19 protein-coding genes are annotated in these 26,558 nt (G+C 39.9%); 16 read left to right on the top strand and 3 right to left on the bottom strand.

Going from position 1 to position 26,558, the window contains the following annotated elements:
* Nucleotides 1-274 precede the first annotated feature (274 nt).
* Nucleotides 275-5,995 carry a bacterial Ig-like domain-containing protein gene (locus LPB68_RS01775; RefSeq protein ID WP_198402157.1) on the top strand — a complete coding sequence of 1,907 codons (5,721 nt, stop codon included), beginning with the start codon at nt 275-277 and terminating at the stop codon, nt 5,993-5,995.
* A gap of 137 nt (nt 5,996-6,132) precedes the next feature.
* Here the strand turns inward: LPB68_RS01775 and LPB68_RS23695 are convergent, their stop codons facing one another.
* A complete protein-coding gene (locus LPB68_RS23695; protein WP_068658439.1) occupies nt 6,133-10,752 on the bottom strand; it encodes a S8 family serine peptidase in 4,620 nt (1,539 codons plus the stop codon).
* A 419-nt stretch (nt 10,753-11,171) separates the two neighbouring features.
* On the opposite strand from LPB68_RS23695, the gene LPB68_RS01765 reads away from it, so the two are divergent.
* On the top strand, nt 11,172-11,645 hold the full coding sequence (locus LPB68_RS01765) for a DinB family protein (RefSeq protein ID WP_068658441.1): 474 nt from the start codon (nt 11,172-11,174) through the stop codon (nt 11,643-11,645).
* Nucleotides 11,646-11,807: 162 nt separating this feature from the next.
* Here the strand turns inward: LPB68_RS01765 and LPB68_RS01760 are convergent, their stop codons facing one another.
* A complete protein-coding gene (locus tag LPB68_RS01760; RefSeq protein WP_068658443.1) occupies nt 11,808-12,578 on the bottom strand; it encodes a 3'-5' exonuclease in 771 nt (256 codons plus the stop codon).
* A gap of 183 nt (nt 12,579-12,761) precedes the next feature.
* On the opposite strand from LPB68_RS01760, the gene LPB68_RS01755 reads away from it, so the two are divergent.
* Genes LPB68_RS01755 through rbsB form a run of 6 tightly spaced genes read left to right on the top strand, consistent with a single transcriptional unit; the run spans nt 12,762 to nt 18,440 of the window.
* Nucleotides 12,762-13,751, top strand: a complete 990-nt coding sequence (locus LPB68_RS01755; RefSeq protein ID WP_068658445.1) for a LacI family DNA-binding transcriptional regulator — start codon at nt 12,762-12,764, stop codon at nt 13,749-13,751.
* 5 nt (nt 13,752-13,756) lie between these two features.
* The gene (gene rbsK / locus LPB68_RS01750; protein WP_068658447.1) at nt 13,757-14,635 is read left to right on the top strand and encodes a ribokinase; all 879 of its coding nucleotides are present in this window, start codon (nt 13,757-13,759) and stop codon (nt 14,633-14,635) included.
* 2 nt (nt 14,636-14,637) lie between these two features.
* The gene (gene rbsD / locus LPB68_RS01745; RefSeq protein WP_068658448.1) at nt 14,638-15,036 is read left to right on the top strand and encodes a D-ribose pyranase; all 399 of its coding nucleotides are present in this window, start codon (nt 14,638-14,640) and stop codon (nt 15,034-15,036) included.
* Between the two features lie 19 nt (nt 15,037-15,055).
* Nucleotides 15,056-16,537 (top strand): sugar ABC transporter ATP-binding protein, encoded by a 1,482-nt coding sequence (locus LPB68_RS01740; protein WP_068658450.1) that lies wholly within the window; start codon nt 15,056-15,058, stop codon nt 16,535-16,537.
* A 1-nt stretch (nt 16,538) separates the two neighbouring features.
* On the top strand, nt 16,539-17,507 hold the full coding sequence (locus LPB68_RS01735) for an ABC transporter permease subunit (protein ID WP_068658451.1): 969 nt from the start codon (nt 16,539-16,541) through the stop codon (nt 17,505-17,507).
* A gap of 15 nt (nt 17,508-17,522) precedes the next feature.
* Nucleotides 17,523-18,440 carry a ribose ABC transporter substrate-binding protein RbsB gene (gene rbsB / locus LPB68_RS01730; protein ID WP_068658452.1) on the top strand — a complete coding sequence of 306 codons (918 nt, stop codon included), beginning with the start codon at nt 17,523-17,525 and terminating at the stop codon, nt 18,438-18,440.
* A 134-nt stretch (nt 18,441-18,574) separates the two neighbouring features.
* Here rbsB and LPB68_RS01725 read toward each other — a convergent pair whose 3' ends face one another.
* Nucleotides 18,575-19,333: a class I SAM-dependent methyltransferase gene (locus LPB68_RS01725; RefSeq protein ID WP_068658455.1), complete on the bottom strand. Its 759-nt coding sequence runs from the start codon at nt 19,331-19,333 to the stop codon at nt 18,575-18,577.
* Between the two features lie 135 nt (nt 19,334-19,468).
* Between LPB68_RS01725 and LPB68_RS01720 the strand changes: the two genes are divergently transcribed.
* The 8 genes from LPB68_RS01720 (at nt 19,469) to LPB68_RS01685 (ending at nt 26,557) form a co-directional block, all read left to right on the top strand.
* A complete protein-coding gene (locus LPB68_RS01720; protein ID WP_068658457.1) occupies nt 19,469-21,076 on the top strand; it encodes an ABC transporter substrate-binding protein in 1,608 nt (535 codons plus the stop codon).
* Entirely contained in the window at nt 21,076-22,023 is a 948-nt protein-coding gene (locus LPB68_RS01715; protein WP_068658459.1) for an ABC transporter permease, read from the top strand. Before LPB68_RS01720 ends, LPB68_RS01715 begins: the two co-directional genes overlap by 1 nt.
* 8 nt (nt 22,024-22,031) lie before the next feature.
* A complete protein-coding gene (locus LPB68_RS01710) occupies nt 22,032-22,832 on the top strand; it encodes an ABC transporter permease (protein ID WP_068658725.1) in 801 nt (266 codons plus the stop codon).
* A gap of 19 nt (nt 22,833-22,851) precedes the next feature.
* A complete protein-coding gene (locus LPB68_RS01705) occupies nt 22,852-23,634 on the top strand; it encodes an ABC transporter ATP-binding protein (RefSeq protein ID WP_068658461.1) in 783 nt (260 codons plus the stop codon).
* A 19-nt stretch (nt 23,635-23,653) separates the two neighbouring features.
* The gene (locus LPB68_RS01700; RefSeq protein WP_157756194.1) at nt 23,654-24,418 is read left to right on the top strand and encodes an ABC transporter ATP-binding protein; all 765 of its coding nucleotides are present in this window, start codon (nt 23,654-23,656) and stop codon (nt 24,416-24,418) included.
* A 189-nt stretch (nt 24,419-24,607) separates the two neighbouring features.
* Nucleotides 24,608-25,039, top strand: coding sequence for a GntR family transcriptional regulator (locus LPB68_RS01695; RefSeq protein ID WP_232510222.1), 432 nt, complete (start codon nt 24,608-24,610; stop codon nt 25,037-25,039).
* Nucleotides 25,032-25,721, top strand: a complete 690-nt coding sequence (locus LPB68_RS01690) for an ATP-binding cassette domain-containing protein (RefSeq protein ID WP_068658464.1) — start codon at nt 25,032-25,034, stop codon at nt 25,719-25,721. The genes LPB68_RS01695 and LPB68_RS01690 overlap by 8 nt, the downstream gene beginning before the upstream one ends.
* Nucleotides 25,718-26,557 (top strand): hypothetical protein, encoded by an 840-nt coding sequence (locus tag LPB68_RS01685; RefSeq protein WP_068658466.1) that lies wholly within the window; start codon nt 25,718-25,720, stop codon nt 26,555-26,557. Before LPB68_RS01690 ends, LPB68_RS01685 begins: the two co-directional genes overlap by 4 nt.
* Nucleotide 26,558: the final 1 nt, after the last annotated feature.

Here is a 26,558-nt window from a genome sequence, read left to right as displayed (position 1 = left end):
ATTTTCTGTCGCTATAAAGAATATCTCACCATATGAAAAATTCACAATAGAAAGATCAATTATATCTATATCATACATCTTTATGCATCATTCAAATGGTTCTAATTGGTTTAAATGGAATTCACATATCATTTCATCATTATTTTTGAAAATCCTAGATAAGACCATCATTTAGAGGATCATCTGATCAAATGATTATATAATTTATCGTTCTTAAGTGCTTTAATATGGGTGGTAACTGAACCTTATTTGAATTGAGAGGGGAAATGGGTTAATGCGCACACGAAAAAAGTTGTTAGCATGCTTGATGTCATTCATCTTGATATTACCTACGATATCTATCCCGGTGCTTGCTTCAGACTCAGATCCACCTGCAGGAATGATCAATATTACCAGTGATTGGCAAGGAAGTGTGTTTGGTGATGTTGGAGGACAAGATAAAATAACCGCAGAAAATTTTAACATTTGGGAGACTGGAAATGATACGGTTACGCTAAAAAGTGCGAATAACAGAGGGAAGATTTCAGATGGCACGGATGGGATTGCATATTATTATAAAGATGTTCCCATGGATGTTGACTATGAATTAACGGCGACAGCGACGGTTGATGCTTGGACCGCAAATAATCAAGTCTCATTCGGTATTATGCTACGAAATGAAGTATCAATCAACGTTAGTGATGCGGTGTATGGGCAAGGCGATTATGTAGCTGTAGGTGCGCTTGGTCAAACCATGAAGGGATTTACCCGTTTAAATACAAGCCAGAAGAAAGTAGATTTCAATAATCCGATTGATTTACCTGCACCTGCAGTGGGCCAAGTATACGATTTAAGTATTAAGAAATCTGGGAATAACTATATTTTAAAAGTTGGCGATGAAATAGTCGTTGAAGAAAATTTTATGAGTAGTATTCATTATGCAGGATTGTTTACAGCAAGGAATACAACGGTTACCTTTAGTAATGTTAATTTAAGCATTGAAGAACCAGCTGTAGTAAAGGATTGGGAATTTAGCGCATTTGGAGGAAATACTAGTGCTGTGAAGAATCCTGAACCTATCATTCATACAGACGGTTCGGTTACCTTGTCTGCAGATAATGGCGGAAAATTAGCTAGTTCAGAAGAGGGAATGTCTTTTTACTATCAGGAAATGCCTGCAGATGCCAACTTTGAAATTCAGGCTAGAGCCACGATCCAGAATTTTAATCATACATCTCCTAATAATGAAACCCAAAAGTCATTTGGTTTAATGCTGAAAGAAGACATAGGAGAGAATGGCAATTCAGATAAACACAGTTCCAATTACGTAGCTATCGGTGGGTTTGGTGCTAAGTCACCTAATCCAAATGACGTGAGAGGACTGTATAAATTCGCCGCCGATAAACATACCAAGCTTGACCCTTTCAGTGGGATTAATGTTCCTGCCACTAATGAGTCTTATGATTTGAGAATCAAAAAGTCGGGGAATGTTTATGTAGTAACGGTGAACGGTGTTAGTGAACAAATAGATCTTAACCAAAACCTATCCAGTGATAAAATTTATGCGGGATTGTATGTTGCTAGAGAAGCTGAAATCACTTTCAGTAACTATGATATCCGAGTGGATACAAGAACGCCTTCCGATTTATTAATAGACACAACATTGATGAAGAACACCTATTTAGTTAATGAAGATTTAGACTTAAATGGGATGACTGTAACAGCATTTTACGCTGATGGTGCCCAAGAAATTCTAACGGAGTTAGATTATACGGTTACAGGTTTTAATAGCAGTATAGCTGGCATGAACCAAATAACCATTCAATTCAATGGGATAGCAAGGACGATTGATCTGCACATTATTTCATTAGAAGTGACAGGTTTAATGATTAAGTATTTCCCCGCAAAAACAGACTACTATGTAGGTGACACTTTTGATCCGCAAGGCTTGGTAGTAGAAGCAAATTACAATAACGGATATGCCATAAAAGAATTACCTAGCGATCAATACGAGTTCGCCATATCAGGCGCGCAGATCCCATCTTCTTATGTGTTCAATACACCAGGTTCGATAGAGATTACTGTCACATCTATGGAAACACCTTCACAATCAACAACTTTTAACGTGGAAGTTAAAAGCACAGCCATAACAGGGTTATATATCAAGCAACCGCCTGTTACAATAGATTATTTTATCGGTGATAAGCTAGATCTCAACGGATTAGTCGTATATGCCCAATATGATGATAAGACCCAAGTTAGACTTATGAAAGACGAATACACAACCTCACCTCTTGATTCTACTACGGCTGGATCTAAGCCTGTAACTATTACTCATAAAGGGAAGAAGGCTATCTTTCATGTGAATGTAAAGGTGAAGGAGCTTGTTGGAATGGAAGTTACTCAATATCCTAAGACACTCTATTATGTTTTAGAAGATTTTGATCAAACAGGATTGGAAGTTTCTAAAGTATATGACAATGGAGACAGAGTGGCTTTAACAGCAAGCGAATATGCAGTTGATACGATATCACAATTTGACAATTCTAAACCAGGAACATATGCCATCCATATTATTCCCACAGATACAAAACTTCAGGCGATCGAACTATCTGTCACTGTAAGAGAAAAGACAGAAGTGATATGGAAATCAATTAGATTCGGTCAATCTACATCTGCTACCAATAATAAAGTGACGGTTCACGACGATCAATCCGTTACAATCGAAGCGCTGGGAGGTAGTGCTGGAAAAGTTACTGGTGATCACGATGGGATATCATTCTACTATACTGAGATTGATGCTCTAGAAGATAATTTTGAATTATCCGCAGATATTAAAGTCGTTGATTATGCCAAAAGCTCTCAGGATGGTCAAGAGTCATTCGGAATCATGGCTAGAGATGCCATTGGTACAGCTAATGATAGCAGTGTGTTCGCTTCCAATATCGCAGCAATCGGTGGTTACAGTGGTTCAACAACAGGAGCGAATGGAACTCAGTTATTCATCAGAACGGGTGTTACAACACCAGACGGTGCGGGAAGCCAAGGCATTAAAGCAAGCATGTTAGAAAATGTAAGACCTACAGCTAATAATACACATCCAATACAGCCTTATAAACTCACATTGGCCAAAACGAATAGTGGCTATAGCGGGAATTTAAATCAGGGAGAAGAAGTGATATTCTTTACTCCGGATATTTTAAATGCACAAGATTCAAAAATTTATGTTGGGTTCTATGCTGCTCGATTAGCAACAATTGAAGTCAGTAACATCCAATTCTCAGTTACAGCAACACAGACTGATCCTCCGAAAATTGAACCGCCTAAGCAGGCTACAGAACCTGAATTTGAGATTCTTTCGTTAGCCCAAACATCCGATACGGATTACGAATTAATCATTAAATCAAATGTCAATGGAACAGTTATCGTAAAAGAGGGGCAAAAGGTCATTGCACAGGATCGATCAATTGAATCTGGTAAAATCCTGTCCATACCAACCTTACTTCCTCCAAATAGCAATACCAACTTCAGCGTCACGTTCTTACCAGACGACACACAGGAATTAACCTCATATGACAAAATAGTTCGCAATTTTACAGTTACAACTAAATCTTATCTTGGTGATATCTATGTATCGCCATCGGGGACACATGACGGATCAGGATCGGAAGGTAATCCACTAGATTTAGATACAGCCATCCAATTTGTTCAACCAGGTCAGAGGATTATCATGCTTGATGGCAAATATGTCCGCAATACAAGTCTCAAGATTAAGAAATATAATGATGGTAAAACTGGAGCAATGAAAACGTTAATTGCAGAACAAGGAGCACGACCAATCATAGATTTCGATAAAAAGTCAGAAGGGGTTGTTCTAAGCGGTAGTTATTGGCATATCAAAGGTATTGATTTCACACGTTCCGCAGACAATACGAAAGGATTTACCGTCGGTGGTAGCTATAACATCATTGAAAATAGCAATTTTTATGAGAATGGAGATACAGGGCTACAAATTAGCCGCACCGAGAGCTCAGATAACGATATCACGATGTGGCCATCGTATAATCTTATCCTGAACAATACATCACATGATAACGTAGACCCCTCGAATAATAATGCGGATGGTTTTGCTGCTAAGCTTACATCTGGTGAGGGGAATATTTTTAGAGGGTGTATTGCGCATAACAATATAGATGATGGTTGGGATTTATACACAAAAGCAGGAACAGGAGCAATTGGAGCAGTTATCATTGAGAACAGCATCGCTTATAATAATGGATTCTTGTCAGATGGAAAGATAGGAGCTGGAGATAAGAATGGCTTCAAACTTGGCGGCGAAGGGATCCATGTTCCGCACATCATTCGTAACAGCATCGCATTTGGAAATGGTGCTAATGGTTTTACCAGCAATAGTAATCCTGGAGTAATTGCAAGGAATAACATTGCATTTAATAATGCTAAAGGAAATATTAGCTTCACGTCATACGGTAATATCCAAACTGATTTTACGATTGACGGATTCGTTTCCTATCAGAAAGATATTAAGGTCAGAGACAGTTATCCTTTAGCATTAAGCTCTGATGCGAACTACATGTATAACGGAACAGCATCTGTCAATAAATCAGGTGTAGAACTCACTGACGCTAACTTTGTAAGTTTAGTACCAGTCATTCCTTACACAAGAGATGCTACAGGCAATATCATGATGGGAGACTTCATGAAATGGATTGCACCACAACCCAAACCTGGGGATGATGTTGATGTACCCAAAGGTGATGAAACAGGAAACGTAAGTCCAGTACGAAATACGGATTCATCAAGTATTCCTCCAGCCATTAAGGGTAGTTTGGTTAAAATTATTACTACATTAACGGGTTCCACAGCACACGGTAAGATAGATCAGACTCAACTGAGTAGGGCATTAGCGCAAGCCACTGTTGATCATAGAGGCATGTTACAAGTGGAAGTTGAATTTCCAAAGACGATAGGAGCCCTCGGGTATGAATTGACGTTACCAACGGCATCCATATCGACAAGTGGAAAGCTACAGCAAATTGTTGTGTCCACGGAAATCGCCGATGTTGTACTACCAGGAAATATGATAAGTCATGTAGACTTGACTGATTCTCCGACCTTAGCGTTAAAAATTGCAAACGCTGATCTCAATAAATTATCTGCGGAGGTACGTAAGCAAATCGGCAACCGTCCTGTAATCGAGCTTAGCCTAACAGACGCTAATGGGAACGAAATAGATTTCAATAATCCAGACGCACCCGTTAAGGTAACTATTCCATATCAACCTGCAGCAGAGGAACTCGAACTACTGGAGCATATAACGATCTGGTATGTTGATAATACAGGAAAGCCGATTGCAGTTCCTAATGGGAAATATGATGCCGAAACAGGCACAGTATCTTTCATAACAACCCATTTCAGCCAATTTGGTATTGTATCTGTGCAGAAGTCTTTTAATGATCTGGTTAATTTCGATTGGGCGAAAAATGAAATTGAAGTATTGGCGTCTAAAGGTGTGATAAATGGAACATCGTCGATTACCTTCTCGCCAAGTCAGAATATTAAACGTGCTGACTTTATTATCATGCTGATAAAGGCGTTAGGTCTTTCTGCAACAGTGGATACGAATTTCCCTGATATTAAACCTACTGCATATTATTATGATGAAGTCGGAATTGCCAAGAAACTCGGTATCATAAATGGCAAAGCTAATGGAATGTTTGATCCAACGGAGAATATAACAAGACAAGATATGTTCTTAATGACAGCCAAAGCGCTTCGAGTAGCGGATGAATGGGAAGATCGTGTAGCAAATTTAACTGAATTGAATGGGTTCACCGATCGTTCTGACATTTCTTCCTATGCCATGGAGGACGTAGCGCAGTTGGTTAAGGCGGGCTTGGTCAAAGGTGATACTCATTCCAGACTGCATCCACTTAAACATTCAACAAGAGCAGAGGCAGCTATGATCATTTACCAAATGGATAAATCACGGCAATAAAATTGACTATGAAGTAAATCTTCATAAACATAACAGATGAGTATTATATGGAAACAGGCACTGAGAGCTCGAGGAAACGAGCTTACAGTGCCTGTTTTATGATTTAAATGATCTGTGAATTTTGTGGGTTCTACATCCTATTCATTGTCTGATCGTAAATCAGCTAATACTCTAGAAATGATGACGGCAACTTCTGCACGAGTAAGATAACCTTGAGGGTTAAATGTCTGGTTCGGATTCCCTTTAAGATAACCTTTGCTCGTAACAAAAGCGACTGCAGCCTGAGCATTACTAGAAATGCTGTCTATATCTTTGTAAGTTAACTCAACATGTTCAGCAGAATCTTTGAGAAGTGCATTTGCAAGAAGAATAGCAGCTTCTTCACGTGTTAGGTTATTTCGAGATCCTTGTTCAGCTATGCGATCATTCCAAGTAGTTGCAGAAGATTGTAGCCGATCAAGAATTGTTAGAAATTCTGCTTGATTAACATGATCATTGGGCTTATAGGTCTCAGTGCTTTCTTTCCCATTGATTAGAAAATGTGCCGCCAATACCTCTATTTCATGCTTAGACCAGTGATTCAGAATATCTATGAAGCTCTTCGTAACTTCTGCAGTAGTAAAAGAACCTAAGTCAATTGTGGAGAACTGGATTGAATTTGATGCACTCAGATTACCCGCTCTTAAATACATCCATTGTTTGTTTACGGTTTGGTAGTATACACCCAATTTAAGGGGATTTGTATAGTTAGATGAGTCAAGGTTTAATGTGATTTTGACTGGTGTAGTCAGCTTTGTTGATGGTTCTTGAATAGTCAGGATTACAGAAGCTAACTTAGCAGTTCCACCTACTGGAGTCTGAATGTCTGATTTACTACTATCTGATTTGGCGATAGAAAGCGATAGGTTGAATCCATCTTTTACAGTGAAATTAGCAAGGGATTGATAAGGAATAACAATCTCGAATCCTTTACCTACAATCACTAAATCTTTTTGATCTGTTTGAAGTTGTTTCACTACGGAGCTGTCGATATGAATATTAAATGTGTCATAGGTACCAACAGGCACATCACTAATATCTAATGTTACTAGCTTCGCATCTGCTTTCTTAAGTTGCTCTAAAAGAATAGAAGTAGTTGCGCTAAATAGGGCGGTATGTGAATCGTTCTTATCTGATTCAACTACGGATCCCTGTTTGAATGTTAGCTTCTTAGGTGTAGGGGTTGTTGTTGAGAAAGTACCTCCCGAATAAGTAGGTGGTGGGGTAGGCGGATCTGTAGGAATAGTCGGATCTGTTGGCACCTGCTCATCTTCCTTGTTAACTTTCACAACCGTTGGCGAGAATCCATATACCGGGATGAATTTTTGATTATCATTAAGTAGTAATACATCTGAAATGTTAATTGGATAAGATCCCTCTTCTGATCCAACGAAAGTAAGTTCTAGTAATGAACCTTGTAATCCTCCGTTAGGTAGAAAAACTTGATAATGCAATTGTTTCTGATCTGTTCCAGCAACATCGGTGATGTCGAGATTGGAGAGATCGGTACCAGCATAGACATCATCGGTGACAGTTGAAGTAACCTTACTCAAAATAAGTTTTGAATCGAACGTCAAGTTGAACTCTGCATAGTAAACATCTTCTGTAACGGAGTAATTTACGTTTACGTTAAATGACTCACCAGTAGTTACTTTAGTATTAGAAGCTGACAAGTTGACTTGGCTACTGTCTGGATCGAAGTCATATTGAATAACTTCAGCTGGGATCTGCAAGCCGTTTCCTGTAGAATCATACGCGAATAAATAATACGTATTGTCTCCTTTTTGCAGTGGGACATCTACTTGAAAATATCCATCTTCATCCACCTTACCATCAACTTGTTTATAACCATCTGCAGATTCAAAGATAGCTGATACGGATACTAATTCTGATATTAGTGTCTCTGCACTATACAAGTATTCAATTTGTAAATCGTTGATAAACTCTCCTGATATCATACCTATGCCAGGCTGATTCGGATTTAAAATAAGACTCTGACTATCAAGAGCAATCTCAGGTGCTGTCAAATCTACGAGGAATCCCTCTGCAGAACTCGTTATTAAATCACCTGTATCCCAGACGACAGGCACCATAATATAATAACCATTTGTTAGGCTTAGTTTACTCCCGTCTGAGATCGTAACTGTACCATCCCATGTGTATTTATGATAATCAATTCCATGTGTAGGCCGTACGGGTATTGAATCATACGTGTAACCAATAGGATCGCCCGTAATACCATCGAAAATAAAGAATGAGAAGTCTTCTAGTGGTGTATTAACTGCGAATGAAATTTCGGTTGTATCAACAATGTTATCCCCATTAGGTGAAAATACCACATCACCCAATTCAATATTTGAAATATCAGCTAGTTCATAGCTTTCGCCTACAAATACTGCAAATGGAACTCTTAACTGATGCCCAGTTCCTTCTTGTGTCAGAACAACCTGACCATCATACTCACCATCGGGAGTACCTTCTGGAATATCTAAGTGAAGAGAAAATGAACTGCTAGGTGTTCCTTGACGTAGAAATAAGGTATTCATACTAGGTTCTACTATAAGACCATCGTTGTTGTACCAATCCACAGTAATATCGTATTTCTGAATGGAATTACTTATATTATCAACCGTGATGAGTTTAGAAGCTTTACTTGGAGCACTTAATAAACCAAACGATGCACTACTTGTATAATATTCTGCATTAGCATCACCTTGTAGTTGTACCGGCAGTTGTTCTTTCACTTTCACGATTGCCTCTGCTTCAGAACTATTCACTAAACTCACGCGGCCAGCACCTTGTTGATTCACAGAGTAAGGACTGCCTTGACGGTCTTGGAGTGGAACGGAGTTGTTCGCTAGGAGTGATTTAATCTGATCTGGATTTAAATCTATTCCGTCTTGTTCTGCTTTCTCAAGTAATAATGCCACTGCGCCTGCAATATGTGGAGCGGCCATACTCGTGCCTTGAGAATCTTCATAAGCTTCATTGTATTCTCCTGTAAACGAGGGTATCGATGAACGGATGCCAACCCCTGGTGCAGACAGATCTGGCTTAATAGAGTAATAGGGTAAAGAAGGTCCTCTTGAACTGAAATCTGCTAGAAGATCTTGTTCTTCAATTATTGTAAAAGTTACAGTAGATTGACCATTTGCTATGATTTCATCTTTTAACGCGAGTCCATCTGCTTGGGTAATAGTATAAGTAGGAACATAATTTCCTGAAGATCCTAGAGTAGCAGCAATTTCACCAGCTGTATTATTATGAATAATGAGAGCTTTTGCGCCAGCTTCTGTTGCGTTGATAGCTTTATCAGCAAAGGAAATGATTCCTCGAGATACGAGAACAGTTTTCCCATGAACATCTAAATTTGTATAGTCTTCTTTTGACCCAAGATTCGCATACACAAGATCTAAGTCTTGATCTGCCGGAGTTAGTTCTGGTGCGTAAGTTGCGATTTGTGCATAGATTCGACCTATCTGTTGCGAATCAAAAATCGGCGTGTTTACAGGTGGTGAGGATGCTCCTACTGAGATGGCTAACTGTGCAGCAGCAGGGCTACCCACCGTTTTCTCATCGGGGCCATCATTTCCATTAGCTAGAACAACATGAACACCAGCAAGAGTGGCATTATCCGCGGCTTTGGAGTCTGCGCTATATTGATTGTTAAGACTCGAGCCCAATGACAGATTAATAACATCCATACCATCGGCAACGGATTGTTCTATGGCAGCAATAACATCTTCAGATGATCCACTTCCATAAGGTCCGAGTACACGATATACATAAAGATCAGCTTCTGGTGCGATTCCCTTTACCCAGCCTTTACCTGCATCAGGATGTTCAGGATCACCTTGACCTACGATGGTGCCAGACACATGAGTTCCATGCGATGTATCATACGTCTTTCCATTCTTTAATGGTTTTGTCTCATCAGGTAAAGTTTCCATTGGATCGGCATCATCATCAACGAAATCATAACCACCACTATAAGCATCTTTTAGACTAGGATGATTGTAGTCGATCCCGGTATCGATGACACCAACCTTGATCCCTTTACCTGAATATCCTGATTCCCACATTTGATCTGCCCCAATAAAAGGTGCACTCACATCCATCGAAGGTGTGAAACCCTCTGATTCTACGACATCCAGTGCGTGATATTCAACGTTAGGATAGATGGACTTGACCCCAGGAAGATCGAGTAATTGATCAATTTGATTACCTGGAAGAGTGATGGAGTAGCCATTAAATACTTTCGTGTATTCACGATTGAATTGTGCTCCCGCTTCACTTGTTGCAGCAGATTTGAATGTACTGTGTTCCTGTCGAAGTGTATTTGTATGACTATTGATGCTAACTCTGGCCCCTAATGGAATTGTAGCTTCAAAAACCTCCGTCGGCTCAGTCTGTAGTTCAACAATCACCGTCACAGGTTCAGTACTATCGGTAAAAGCAACGTAATTCTCTGGAGGGACTGTACTTGTAACTTCATGAAGGCCAAGTGATTCAATATTGTTGAACTCAGGAATCTTCGTCTGATCGCTAAAATCTATTTTACCAAGAGGTTTGAGAGACGATTGAATGGGGAGAGTGTCCTTTGATAAGTCTTCCACATTAGCAGCATAGGAGACTGTTGGGAAGCCAATACCCAATATGAGAAGGATACTTAGTGAATAGATCATATAGCTTCGAATTATTTTTCTACTTTTTCTCATAATATATCCTCCTTTATCACAGGTATAATGCGCTAGTTATTCATGATGAGCATCTAACCTATCTTTCCTCCTTCATTTTAATTAATCGAACAACAGTTAAATCTTATCCTTATTTTACATATTTTACATGCTCTTGATATGAGACAGGATAACTAGCTATTTAGTCTCGTTTGCACATCATGCTGTCGGAACATAGTGTCGCTTTTGAGAGTTTCAGATTCTAATTCAGAACAAATATTCGGCTAATAACTTGTTGCGCATATTTGTTCGTATACTTATTTTATTTTCTAGGTATAATTGCATAGATAGTATATGTAAATGATTCAAAGCAACAATTCATAGAATGAGAAAATAGGATATAATTTGCGATTATTTGAGATCATTTTATTTAATAAGATGGATAAAGGAGTTGGAAGCTATTGCAATCGATGTTTCGCTATAATTGGATGGTGCGTGAGGAATGGCTTCGCTGGTGCGAAGATGTCCCTTTGGAAGATTTACTATGTAAGCGGACCGGTGGAGTTGGTGGAATATTGCATACATTGTTTCATATCATTGACGTAGAGTGGAGTTGGATTCGTGTACTTCAGGGGCAATCTGATTTCCAGGAGAATTTCGCGGATTATCAAAGTATAGAACGTGTACGTATGCTCCAGTCGACATTCCGTCAAGAAGTGGAAGAGTTCGTAAATTCTTGGGATGGAAGTTTGGAGAACCAACTTTTTATTGATCATCTACCCGATGGAACGATAGTGACAGACAGATGGGGAGAAGTAGTTCGGCATATCATTGCACATGAAATTCATCATATTGGACAATTATCCATATTTGCACGAGAAATAGAGAAGGTGCCTGTTTCTGCAAACTTTATCGGAAGAGGACTATTTGAGTAGCTAGAGAGGCACATCACTTATGGAGAAATTTAGAGGATCAGGTTATTTTATAAGCTCTAATAAGAGTCTAATTGTCTGTCAGAGACCAAAAAAGAAATATTCACTTAGGATTGCTATCCATAGTGATTATTTCTTTTTGATAAGAATGGTATTGTATAATTCCTAATTAGCAGCAACAGGTTGCTTTTCTTTCGTTAATTCCGTGGTGAAATATTGTTGAAGTTCTTTAAGTTTTCTTGGATCTTCTAGAGTGACCTTTTCTTTAAGATAACGATCATGTAGATTCTCCCAAGTAAGAGGTAACTTCTGAAGCGTCATTGAACGAATCGCATTCTTCACCAATCTTCGTTCTTTCGCATTAGAGTAAACATCCTTGAACTGTTGAGTATATTCGAAGCTTAATTTATCGAAAATAGCGCGAAATACTTCAGAGGTCATTCTCGCATCATCTAATGCTCTATGCGCAGAACCAGAAGGATCGATGTTTAGATCTTGTAGAGCACCTTCAACACTCACATCATTAGTAACATTCTTGTATCTTATATAACCCTTTAATAAATCGAAGTAGTTAGCAGCCATCCAGTAAGTATCATCAAGCTTGTGCATACGAGTATCATATATAATTCGTTTTAAATCTTCGCCTCCCCAAGTAAGCAGAAGGAAAGATTCACTATGGTTTAACCAATTTGTGAAATCACCTATAACTTTTACAAATCCAGCAGCTTGATCAATATCTTCTTGCGGGATTCCTGTTTTCTTTTTTATAAAAGAATTGAGTTTTGAGAAATAAACTGGCTTGATTAATGCTGAGAATTCGTCTATGTGTCGTAAATTAGAGTCTAGTCGTACTGCTCCAATCTCGATAACTTCCATAGGTAAATCACTAGCAAATTTCCGTCCGTTAAATTCTATATCTAAAATGATATAATCCACGATGAAGCCTCCGTTCCTTAACTTGTTCTATTCTATCAGCCGCAATAGTTAGTGTCCATGGTTAATTAACCTAGATTTATGAAAAGCAAGTCAAGAAATAAAAAAAGATTGTAATTTTTAAAATGATATGATAATTTATAAGTGTAACCTGTGTAACCGGTTACACAGGGAGATGAGACCAACATGGTAACGATTAAGGATGTTGCGAGAATTGCTGGTGTATCCGTGGCTACCGTTTCAAGAGTCTTAAATGAATCGGGATATGTCAACACAGATACTCGTAAGAAAGTTGAAGCAGCCATCAAACAAATCAATTACACACCTAATGAAGTGGCCCGGTCATTATTTAAACGAAAATCAAAATTAATAGGCCTATTGTTGCCTGATATAACCAATCCCTATTTTCCATTGTTAGCACGAGGTGTAGAAGATCGGATGCAGGAGAATGGATATCGATTAATATTTGGGAATAGTGATGAGAATGAATTTAAAGAGCTAGATTACATTCAAACTTTTGTCCAAAACAACGTTATCGGTGTGATTTCATCAACAAACTTTCCAGATAGTGATATTTATACTAAATTGCAAATTCCAATCGTCTTTCTGGATCGTACTTCGAATGAACGACCTTCCGTCTATGCTGATGGCAGAGAAGGTGGACGTATTGCAGCAAAGGAAATTATTGCACGTGGTAGTAAGAGAATTACGATTATCCAAGGCCCGGCACATATCAAACCGGCTCAAGATCGTTTTCAAGGGGCTGTAGAAGTTCTTGAAGAAATGAATATGACATATAACGTGATTCAGACGTCCTCTTTCTCTTACACTGGAGTTGAACCATGGGCTAAGGAATTATTTGAAAAATATATAAATACGGACGGTGTCATTGCCAGTAACGATATCGTAGCAACAGCAGTTCTTCATGAAGCACTTCGTCTAGGCAAGTCTGTACCGCAAGATGTTCAAATTATTGGATTTGATGACATACCGTTAAGCAGCTTGTTATCGCCATCGTTATCCACTATACACCAACCCACTTATGACATGGGGCGCGAGGCTGCTAGTTTACTTATTAAGTTAATTGAGCAAGATAAAGTGGAAGATTCAATTATTCAGCTCCCCGTTAGATTCGTTGAACGGGAAACCACTAGAAGAAACCAAGAGAAAGGTTGATAATTATGGCTAAGATTTGTGTGATTGGAAGTTGTTCTATGGATTTGGTGGTGAGTTCGTCCAAGCGTCCTACTGCTGGCGAAACAGTTCTTGGAGATAAATTCACAACAGTGCCTGGAGGAAAGGGAGCCAATCAAGCTGTAGCGGCTGCTCGTTTAGGTGCTGAAGTTACGATGATTGGTTGCGTAGGTGATGATTTCTATGGAAAAGCAATCATGGATAACTTCCAATTGAATCATGTACTTATCGATAATGTGGAACCGGTTACAGGTGTGGAGAGTGGTACGGCTCATATTATTTTAGCTGAAGGTGATAATAGTATTATCGTCGTAAAAGGAGCAAATGATCATGTCACTCCTGCCTTTGTTGAATTGGCACTTGAAGCAATACGTAAAAGTGACATGGTATTGATTCAACAAGAGATCCCAGAAGAAACGGTATCCTATGTAAGTGATATTTGCCATCAATTTAAAATTCCAATGATGCTCAATCCAGCACCAGCACGTCCGATTAGCGAATCGGTCATTGAGAATGCTACGTATTTAACTCCCAACGAACATGAATGTTCGGTGCTATTCTCAGGCATGAGTCCATCAGAAGCTTTAAGAAAGTATCCGAATAAGCTTTTTATTACAGAGGGAAGTCAGGGTGTGCGCTATTACGATGGGATACAAGAAGTTGTTGTTCCTGCATATAAAGTGAATGCTATAGATACGACTGGAGCAGGGGATACTTTTAATGCTGCCTTTGCTGTAGGTCTCGCTGAAGGGAAATCATTGCAGGATAGTGTGAGGTTTGGTAACCGGGCGGCTTCGTTATCCGTTACCAAATTCGGTGCACAAGGTGGAATGCCCATACGAGCAGAAGTAGAAGGGAGCCTTTAGTGATGAAGAAACAAGGAATTTTAAATAGTCATATTTCCAAGATTCTAGCTGACTTAGGTCATACCGATACTATTGTCATCGCAGATGTCGGCCTGCCGATTCCAGCATGGGTTCCTAAGATTGATCTAGCTCTGAAGTTGGGTGTCCCTAGCTTCCAAGACGTTGTGGATATCATTATAGAGGACATGGTCATTGAAAAGGTGATTGTAGCGGAAGAGTTAGATACTGAAAATCAAAAAACGTCACAATATATAAATAACCAATTTAACGGAATACTTATAGAGAAATTATCACACGAACAATTTAAGCTGTTAACACATAAGGCTAAAGTTATTATACGTACGGGTGAAGCTAGTCCTTATGCTAACTGTATTCTACAAGCTGGAGTCAATTTCGGATAAATGAAGGGAGGCTACAATCATGCATATTACTATGCACGATATCTATAAGTCATTTGGTACTAACCGCGTGCTAACGGGTGTGAATTTCGATTTACAGGAAGGTGAAATCCACGCGTTAATGGGCGAGAATGGTGCGGGCAAGTCTACATTAATGAACATTCTGATTGGTCTTCATCAGCGTGATCAAGGCACGATAATGATAGATGATAAGGAAACGTATTTTGAGAGTCCTAAAGAAGCGGAACAAAGAGGAATTGCGTTTATCCATCAAGAGCTTAATGTATGGTCAGATATGACTGTGCTCGATAATTTATTCATCGGTAAGGAACGGACATCGAATTTTGGACTATTAAATATGAAAGAGATGAAAGCGCTAGCTACAGAGCAGTTTCGGAAACTCTCTGTGAGCATTCCACTGAACCAAGAAGCAGGGAAATGTTCGGTAGGTGAGAAACAAATGATCGAGATAGCGAAAGCATTAATGACTGATGCCAAGGTTATTGTCATGGACGAGCCTACCGCTGCTTTAACAGAAAGAGAAATACGGAAACTATTTGAAGTTATTGCATCACTAAAAAAGGATGGCGTATCAATCGTATATATTTCACATCGAATGGAAGAGATATTTGAGATATGTGACCGGATTACGGTCATGCGTGATGGGAAAACAGTAGATACTAAGGCGATCCCTGAAACAAACTTTGATGATGTAGTTAAAAAAATGGTTGGGCGAGAAATAACGGATCGCTACCCAGAGCGTACATCCAATCTTGGAGAAATTGTGCTAGAAGTTAAGAATACATCAAAGAAGGGGCAATTCAAAGACGTTAGTTTCTCTTTACGGGCTGGTGAAATATTAGGATTCTCTGGATTAATGGGGTCAGGACGAACAGAAATTATGAGAACTGTATTCGGAATAGATTCCTTAGATAAAGGTGAAATTTGGGTACACGGGAAAAAAGTATCCATTCGAAACCCTGAAGATGCTGTTAAAGCAGGCATAGGATTTGTTACAGAAGACCGGAAAGACGAAGGGTTAGTGCTAGATTTCTCCATTCGTGACAATATGGTTCTTACGAACCTTCATAGTTTTGCACCTAAAGGATTAATTAAAGATAAGAAAGAACAGGAATTTGTAGATGTTCTCATTAAGCGTCTGCAGATCAAGACACAGTCCTCAGCAACACTAGTTCGTAGTCTATCTGGCGGAAATCAACAGAAAGTGGTTATTGCGAAATGGATAGGAATTGGACTGAGTGTACTAATACTAGATGAACCAACACGTGGGGTTGATGTAGGAGCGAAACGCGAAATTTATCAATTAATGAATGAGTTAACGGAACGTGGTGTTGCCATTATTATGGTCTCCTCAGAGCTGCCGGAAGTCTTAGGCATGAGTGACCGAATTCTAGTCGTTCATGAAGGGCATATAAGTGGAGAACTTTCGAAACAGGAAGCCACACAAGAAAACATTATGACATTAGCTACAGGAGGTCAATAGTATGAAAACGATCAACGATGAAAAAGGTAATAAAGGCTTTAAAATCGGTCAAATCACGCAAACACTTGGTCCATTATTAGGACTAATCATACTCATAATTATTGTAACCGTGCTGAACCCAAGCTTTTTAGATCCGTTAAATATTTTAAATTTATTAAGACAGGTTGCTATTAATGCACTGATTGCTTTTGGAATGACCTTTGTAATTCTAACAGGAGGTATCGATTTATCGGTTGGTTCAATTCTCGCTCTATCTAGTGCGTTGATGGCGAATCTTATGCTCTCAGGATTGGATCCGATCTTAGCTATCATCGTGGGTTGTTTACTTGGTGGAGTGATGGGTATGGTCAACGGGCTAATGATTACTAAAGGTAAAATGGCGCCTTTTATCGCGACGTTGGCAACGATGACGATCTTCAGAGGATTAACGCTTGTGTATACAAATGGTAACCCCATAACAGGTCTTGGTGACAGCATGATGTTCCAATTATTTGGGCGAGGATATTTTCTAGGTATTCCTGTACCTGCGATCACGATGATTATCGTATTTATTGTCTTATGGGTCGTATTACACAAAACTCCTTTTGGTCGTAAAACATATGCGATTGGTGGTAACGAAAAGGCATCCATCATTTCTGGTATCAAAGTCGCACGTGTAAAAATCATGATTTATTCATTGATTGGTATGTTATCTGCATTAGCTGGAGCTATCTTGACTTCTAGGTTGAACTCAGCACAACCAACTGCCGGTACATCCTATGAGTTAGATGCGATCGCAGCGGTTGTATTAGGTGGAACGAGCTTAACAGGTGGACGAGGAAGAATAGTAGGTACTCTCATTGGTGCACTAATCATCGGTATATTGAATAATGGATTGAATTTACTTGGAGTATCCTCTTTCTATCAAATGGTAGTTAAAGGGATCGTTATTGCAATTGCTGTATTAATTGACCGTAAGAAAACGGCATAAGAGGGGGAATTAAATATGAAAAAGAGTGCGCTAATTCTTATTTCATTACTATTGGTGTTGCTAACAGGATGTTCATTAGAGCCACCAGAGTGGGCTAAATCGAATAACAATGATAATTTAGATCAGATAAAAATTGGATTATCGATTTCAACACTAAACAACCCATTCTTCGTATCTTTAAAAGATGGTGTTATGAATGAGGCTAATAAGCTAGGAATGGAAGTTATTGTGATTGATGCACAAAATGATTCAGCGAAACAGAGTAATGACGTTGAAGATCTAATGCAACAAGGCGTGAATTCTCTTCTGATCAATCCAGTGGATTCATCTGCTATTTCTACGGTAGTACAGACAGCTAATAGTCTAGGCATTCCTGTCATTGCATTGGATCGCTCCTCTGAACAAGGAGATGTTGAAGCACTCGTGGCCTCAGATAATGTAAAAGGTGGAGTAATGGGTGCGGAGTATATTGTAGAACAACTTGGCAAAGGTGCGAAAGTGATTGAGCTAGAAGGTTCACCAGGGGCATCCGCTACGCGTGAACGTGGCGAAGGATTCCATCAAATTGCGGATACTCAGCTTGATGTTATTGCGAAGCAGTCCGCTGATTTTGACCGTACGAAGGGATTGACCGTGATGGAGAACTTGCTTCAAGGAAATCCAGAAGTTCAAGCTGTTTTTGCTCACAATGATGAAATGGCACTTGGTGCGATAGAAGCGATACAAAGTTCAGGTAAAAATATTCCTGTGATTGGATTTGATGGAAATGATGATGCTCTAGATTCAATTCAAGCTGGTAAATTAACAGGGACTGTTGCTCAACAACCTGAATTAATTGGGGAACTATCCGTTCAAGCAGCCAAAGATGTTCTAGAAGGGAAGAACGTAGAAAGTTTGATTGCTGCACCACTTAAGTTGGTAGTGAAAGAGTAATAGAGGACACGATTACAATATAGTTCCACATTGTTAACACTGCTCTTAGCCGTATCTGGCTAGGGCAGTGTTTTTTGATATCAACAATGATGAATCTTTACGATATGATACATACCAAGGCAGTACTGATTCGCCTATTTAGCTGCGATAATGGCGAACATTGGACGATGCTGATTCAGAATCTGCGCGGTTTCACTGTGAACCGCTGAGTCAAAGCCCTGCAATACAGTAACAGATTGAAATCCAATATAGGTCAGCATATCGACATCCCAGGCTGGCCGTTTCACATAACTTAGTGGCAACGTTAAGGCGATTTGATCACCTTCTGCGATTTCCTCCTCCGTTCGATAAGGGACATAACCTGCTGCAATAGCCTCTTTCTGAGCAATGTTGAAAAGTGCTGCTTCCTTCGGGTCAGTTAAGAACAAGTTCCAATTACCGTCGAATATAATTGTTTCTCCACCTTCATTTAGCCATTCATGCCACTTCTGATAAACGGCTACAGGATTCGGTAGAAACCAAGTGACATTGCGGGATATGATCAGATCAAATGTCTGCAGTGGAGTGAATTCTAAAATATCTGTTTGAATAATGCTGATCGTGCAGTCGTATTTTTCGGCGTTCTTATGAGCTTTCTGAATCATTTCAGGAGAGGAATCAATAGCTGTTACATGGTGCCCCATACGAGATAACAGAATACCGAAGAAGCAAGGGCCAGTTCCGACGTCGAGTACCTTTAGTTCTTTCTTATCCTTTAGCTGCTTACTTATTATCGCTTCCCATTTATCATAAGACTCATTCGTAATTTCATTTTCTATAATCCCATCATAAATATCGGCACCTTTATCCCAATAGGCTTGATGTTCCTTTTGCTGCTCTTTGTTAACAGTCATATTATCTCTCCTCTTATTTAGCTTGTAAAAAACACTTGCTAATAGTAATCTTTACGATTATTATTTAACCTTAGTTAGATGTTTACGTCAAGCTAAATTATGATGGTCACGTACCATACATCAGGAGGAGTATACATGTTTAGGAGATTTAGTATCATTATGATGGTTAGTTTTTGTATTATAGTTGTTGGATTAACTGGCTGTACGCCTAACTCTACCCCCGTAGCAACTGGAAAAGAAGAGGCGATAAAGCGAGTTACGGTTGCGATTACGCAAGATCTAAAGGGGGATAAAATCGATGCCACAACATATAATGGTGCTCGAGCAGTCCAAACAGCCATTTATGATGCTTTAGTCGAATTTGGAGAGGGCGGTAAAATAGAGCCTAGTCTTGCGGAATCATGGGAGGTTGCTAAAGATGGGAAGACATATACCTTTCATTTAAGAAAGGGCGTGTTATTCTCAGATGGAACGGCATTCAACTCTGCGGCTGTAAAGTTCTCATTGGAGCGTACTGCAGTTAACGAGGAGATGGCTTCATTAGAAATCGTCCGAAAGTTGGAAAAGATTGAAACGCCAGATGAGTATACCGTTGTACTAACATTCAAAGAAATGGCATCTCAGACCTTGCTAGAGCTTAGCCAAGCTCGTCCGTTTCGAATCATGAGTCCAAATGCAGTTGTTCCCAATGGAGCAATAGGGGGCGAATTCACGGAGCCAATCGGTACAGGCCCATGGAAGCTCGATAGCTACAAGGAAGGCTCGGATACGGTATTAGTGGCGAATGAGCATTATTGGAAAGAATCGGTGGCGAACTACTCTCTTGTATTCAAAGTGATTACCGATCCCCAAGCTCGCGTATTAGCGCTTCAGAATGGAGAGATCGATATGGCTGGCGGTGAGGTAGGTAATGTTCCTTATGAGAATATCGCATTATTCGAGAATAACGATAAATACATAATTGAGACGAATGCCAGTACGATGTCCTATTTCATAGTGATTAACCAGAGAAATGAGTTTCTAGCTGATAAGAATATACGACAGGCGATAAACTATGGAACAGATACGAGCAAAATGATGAGCGGAAAAGGTGCCGAAGTATTGGGTTTATTCCAAAGCACCGTCGCTTTTGTTACACCCGACAACCAGCCCTTCTATGATTATAACGTAGATAAAGCGAAGCAATTAATAGAAGCCTCAGGCTATCAATTGAACGCAAGTAGTAAGTTATACGAAAAAGATGGCCAGGTAATCAAGTTCAGACTTGTCATTCAAACAGAAGAATACCCTGAGTGGAAGGAGATGGCCGAAATCTTTCAAGATCAGATGAAGGATATCGGAGTGAAGGTAGATATTCTAAATCAGGAGAGAGCAGCTTATTACGATGCGCTTTGGACGAACAAACAATATGATCTTCTGTTGTATCGCACTTACACGGATGCGCAACTACCCTATCGTTTCTTGAGTTCCTTGTTCTATAACACGGTCGATACGCCAGCGGTTGCTTATCAGGATGATATGTTAACCGCTGAATTGGACCAGATTGCAAATACCATTTCACAATCGGAGCAGCAGGCTATATTTGATCGTGTATTTGATCGCATTCACGAAGAAGCCATGACGGTACCGATTTTTTACACGAAGCAAACCTTTATTCATAACAGTAAGATCTCTGATTTTACCTTTGGTAATATTGAAGACAACCCCGTGAAATGGCATCAGCTGCACATTGAGGACAAGTAATGCTGAGATATATTTCTAGTCGCTTAGGTATGCTTATCCTAACGCTTTTCGTGTTAACGGTGTTTGTGTTTATACTTATGCATTTGGCTCCCGGGGACCCAGCAGCGCTGTTGCTGCAGGGACTTGGAGCTGTTCCTGATGCCAATCAGATTGCAATCATGCAACATAAATGGGGACTCGATCGATCGCTTGTCGTTCAATATATGTCGTGGATACTTGAGTTAGTTCAAGGTAATTTGGGTTATTCTTTTATTTCAAATGCACCTGTAACAGAAGAGATCTTCTCAAGATTGGGGCCTACCCTTCTTCTTATGATTAGTTCTTTTTTGGTAACCTTTGTTCTGTCTGTTCCGCTCGGCGTGATGAGTGCACTTCACGAGAAGAGCTTGTTCGATCGAATAACGTACACCGTTACGGTGTTAGGATTGTCGATTCCAATGTATTGGCTGGCTATTATTTTTATGTTTTGTTTTGGTGTGTTCTGGCCATTATTTCCGATTATCGGAAGCGGATCGGTACGCCACTATGTTCTTCCTGTAGCGACCATTAGCATCGTGGAAAGCATGTATTTTATCCGAATGATTCGATCCTTTACGCTTGAATACAAACAAGCCTCCTATATCGAAGCGGCAACGGCTCGCGGTTTGAAAGGGTGGATCTTTTATCCTTCTTACTTATTTCGAGCGATGCTCATTCCGGTAATAACGATTGTCGGAACGAGTTTCCCTAGTTTTTTTGGTGCAGCTATTATTATCGAGAATGTATTCAGCTTCCCTGGTATCGGTAAATATATGCTAGATATGATCTATAGCCGCGACTTCCCCGTTATACAAGGGTGTGGCTTATTGCTAGCGGCTACGATCTTCATTTTAAATTTTATAACAGATCTTTGCTATTATTTAGCAGACCCTCGCATCCAGATGGAGAAACAGAGGTGGGAGAATTGATTACCTTTATGAAGACAAATAAAATGGTATCGGCCGCGTTGCTTTTTATTATTGTATTAATACTAGCGGGTATTTTTGCACCGTGGCTACAGCCATATGATCCTTTTCAACCGGACTATGATGCCAAGTTGCTAAAGCCTCATTTTCATCACATTTTTGGAACGGATTATTTAGGACGAGATATTTTCAGCAGGATACTGTCCGGAATTAAACAATCCATTTTTCCTGCATTTGTCGTTTTGGGTATAGTTATGATTATAAGTTTGGCCCTTGGCACGCTTAGCGGTTATTATGGTAGCCGCCTCGACATGCTGATTATGAGTATAACGGATATTTTTGTTGCGGTACCCAATATTCTACTTACTATTGTGATTATTGGATTTTTGGGGTTCGGTATGGAAAACGTCTATTTAGCGATTCTGTTATCATGGTGGGCTAAATATGTCCGTATTATACGAGGTCTTGTGCACGATGTGAAGAAAGAGCCATATATTCTCTCAAGTCGAGTAAGCGGTTCTTTTGGTTTGAATACGATTGTCCGTCATATTGTCCCCAATATTATTCCACAGGTATTAACGCTTGTGATTCTAGATGTGAGTAAGGTCATTCTGACATTATCAGGCTTATCCTTTCTTGGAATCGGTGCGCAACCTCCTTCGCCAGAGTGGGGAGTTATGCTGCTAGATGGGAAAAATTATTTGCAAATTGCCCCATGGATGGGGTTCTTTCCAGGATTCATGATTTTTGTTACAGCATGCGCATTTCAGCTATGCGGAGAGAAATTACGAAGCCGATATAAGCTAAAATAGGTGAAAGGGGAAGTGACAAATGACCATTATAGCCGAAGTGAAGGAGTTAACGATTAGGAGTAGCGACAATCAAGATCTAGTACTGAATAGTAATTTCTCCTTACATGCCGGAAAGACACTTTGTTTGATTGGCGAAAGTGGCAGCGGCAAAACATTGACGATTAAAGCTATGCTAGGCATGCTTCCTAATCAAATGAAAATGTCGGGAGAGCTTCTTTTTAAAGGACATAATACGGCTCATTTCAGTCCGCGTGAGTGGCAAAGGGTGCGTGGTAGTCAGATCGGTGTAATACCTCAGCATCCTGAACAAGCTCTTCACCCAGCCATACCGATCGGACGACAGCTAGGTGACGTACTTCGGAGTCATATCTCGGTTAGTAAACTGGAAGCGGAGCGCAAAGTAAGAAGGATGCTGGAAAAGGTCTCTCTTAAAACGGTAGATAAGTTGATGAAGCAGTATCCCTTCGAATTGAGCGGAGGTATGAATCAGCGAGTTATGATCGCAATGGCACTCTTGCTGGAACCTGAATTACTGATTGCAGATGAACCTACAAGCGCACTAGATGTAACTACGCAAGCTGATATTCTATCCCTGCTGCGGGATTTAACGGCGGAGAGCGGTATGAGCTCGTTATTTGTTACACATGATTTACTTATAGCAGGTTACATGGCAGATACCATTGCAGTCATGTATCGAGGTGAAATCATCGAACAAGACAGCACAATGGCTGTGGTACAGTATCCGAAGCATGCCTATACGAAGGAGCTATGGCAATGTCGCTCCCCATTTATGCTTTCTTAAGGAGACAGTTGAATTAACTATGTTAGAAATAAAAAAACTATCGAAAAGGATTGGAAAAACACTTATTCTTGAACGTATTGATCTGACAGTACAGGCAGGTCGTTCATTGGCGATTGTTGGTGAGAGCGGAAGTGGAAAGTCAACGCTTGCGAAGCTCATTATGGCGTTGGAGCGTCCGACCTCTGGTCAAATTCTTCTTGACGGCATCCCTGCACCTACGAACAAGACATCTGATTTCAGAAGCTGGTATAGACAAATTCAATTCGTATTTCAGAACACAACGGCTTCGCTTGATCCACGTATGACCATTTCACAAAGCATAGAGGAGCCATTATGTCATTTCACGAAGCTGAACAAAAGCGAGAGAAAAGAACTTGTGATAGAATATGCCACGAAAGTGGGGTTACCTCTAACGTTATTGAACGCGGCGCCTAGTCATTTGAGTGGAGGGCAGTATCAACGTGCCTGTATTGCAAAAGCACTGATCGTAAAGCCTAAGGTGCTTGTATGCGATGAGATCGTCTCTAATCTGGATATGATTCATCAGCATACAATCATTGAGTTACTACAGCAGCTTAAAGCCGAGCAGCAGCTATCTCTTATATTCATTACGCATGATCTTTCGCTCGTGGCTAACTTATGCGAGGATATCCTGGTGATGAAAGATGGCAGAATGGTTGAGATTTTCGATTCGGATTTCATACAAACCGGCAGCCATCATCCATACACAGAATCGCTATTGCATGCGGTTGAAATTCTTAGAAGGAACTGGATAGCGCTTTAAGTTGAAAATAGAATAACTTGAAGGAATATTCTCTTTGGGAGGAACTGAAAACTTATGTTCCTCTCTATTTGCGTAGCGCTAAACAACTAAATGATAGCTATTGACAATCAACTGTATTATGGGGATAATACATTAAAAGTGTATGAACCACGCAGTACACACGCTGAAAAAAGAATGTGAGGTAGCAGGATGAAAATGAATGAAGGCTGGACGGAAGTCACTTTCAATGGCCGAGATCCGGTATATTTGCAAGTTGTCCGTCATTTCAAAGAACAGCTTGCAACCGGTCGGCTGGAGGCGGGGCAGATCATTCCTTCGCGGAGGGAACTAGGGGCAATGCTAAAGATTAATCCCAATACGGCACAGAAAGCGTATAAAGAAATGGAGGAGCAGCAATTGATCATAACGGAAGGAAATTCACCAAGTCGTATTACACTTGATGAACATGTGCTACGCAAGATTCGTTCAGAATTAATTAGTGAGGCTGTTGATGCCTTTGTTGGTTCGGTTCGTAAAATAGACGTTCCCGTAGATGAGCTATTGGATATCGTTAAACAGAAATATCTTGAAAGAAATACGATAGAACAACAAGTTCAGGAAGGAGGAGACTTGCATGATTGAGGTTATTGATATTCATAAGCGATATCGAGGTCGATCTATACTAAACGGTGTCTCCTTCACAGCAGAGAAAGGCCAAATCACTTGTCTCATCGGCAATAACGGAGCAGGTAAATCAACGATTCTGAAGGCCATTATGGGATTAACACCACTTAAATCAGGTAAGATCCAGATTGACGGCCAGTCTATGAATACGAGCATGTATGAGAAGGTGTCATTTATCCCAGATCATTTAACGATGCCGCTTAGTATGAAGCTGGCCGAAGGGTTACAGTTCATGAAAGACTTTTATCTGAATTGGAATACAAGTCGGGCTGATGAACTTATGCAGTTTTTTAATTTGGATAGAACAGAGAGAATTGGCAACCTTTCAAAAGGAACAGCTGCTAAATACAATCTAGTCATTGGTCTTGCGCAGGATACACAATACGTATTGATGGACGAACCATTCTCAGGGATTGATATGTTCAGTCGAAGTATGATTGCAGAAGTGTTCTCCAGCCATTTAATCGAAGATCGTGGTGTATTACTAACAACACACGAAATCGGGGAGATGGAGCATTTGATCGATAAAGCTGTACTCATGAAAGATGGAGTGATCGATCGCGACTTTAATTGTGAAGAGATGCGTAGCGAGGAAGGCAAGTCCATCGTTGATGTCATGAGGGAGGTGTACCTACCGTGAAAAGTTATTTGAAGCTTGTACATATGGAGGTCAATCGTTTCAAATATATACTGCTAGGGTTAATGGGAATAACGGCATTATGTCAATTTGGTGCTGTGATCTGGTGGACTAAGTGGTGGATTAACGAGTGGGTAGAAGACGGTTTACAGAATGGAGCTTCCTTTGGGTATGGTGGAACTAGTGGCAAACTTTCATTTTTTGAGATGATCTACAACACACAAATCCTTTTTATAGCCCCGATACTACTCAGTGTTGGTGTGCTTGCTATTTATGTATTTCTAATATGGTATCGCGATTGGTTTGGTCGAGATACATTTATTTATCGGTTATTAACGCTACCAACTGCAAGACAACATATTTATTTCGCAAAAGTCACAGCTATTCTTCTATTTGTATTCGGACTTGTATCTTTTCAGTTAGCATTGTTACCTGTGGAAGAGTTCATCTTCAATCTTATCGTACCACTTAATCTGAGGGAACCGTCCACGTTATTGGATATTATCAAATCCACTCAAGCTTTGACAATATTAACACCAGGCAATTTTGATGAGTTTCTGGTTTCATATGGATTAGGTATTATGGCAGTTTTAGCAATTTTTACAGCTATTCTGATCGAAAGAAGCTATCGCCGTATAGGCATTCTATATGCCGTTCTTTACCTAACGATATGCTCATTAGCTGTTATACTTCCTATAGTCAGTTTAGGATTAAATGTAATGGATGGATACCTATATCCTAATGAGATTTTTGTTATCGAATTGGTTATGTGTATATGTGTTGTTGCGATATCGGTATGGCTTGGATGCAGACTTTTGGCCAAGAAGATCACAGTGTAAG

Origin of the sequence: Paenibacillus crassostreae (assembly GCF_001857945.1) — a bacterium.
Classification (GTDB): Bacteria; Bacillota; Bacilli; order Paenibacillales; family Paenibacillaceae; genus Paenibacillus_AQ; species Paenibacillus_AQ crassostreae.
The sequence above is the reverse complement of the archived record's forward strand: the minus strand, read 5'-3'. Positions and strand labels throughout refer to the sequence as shown.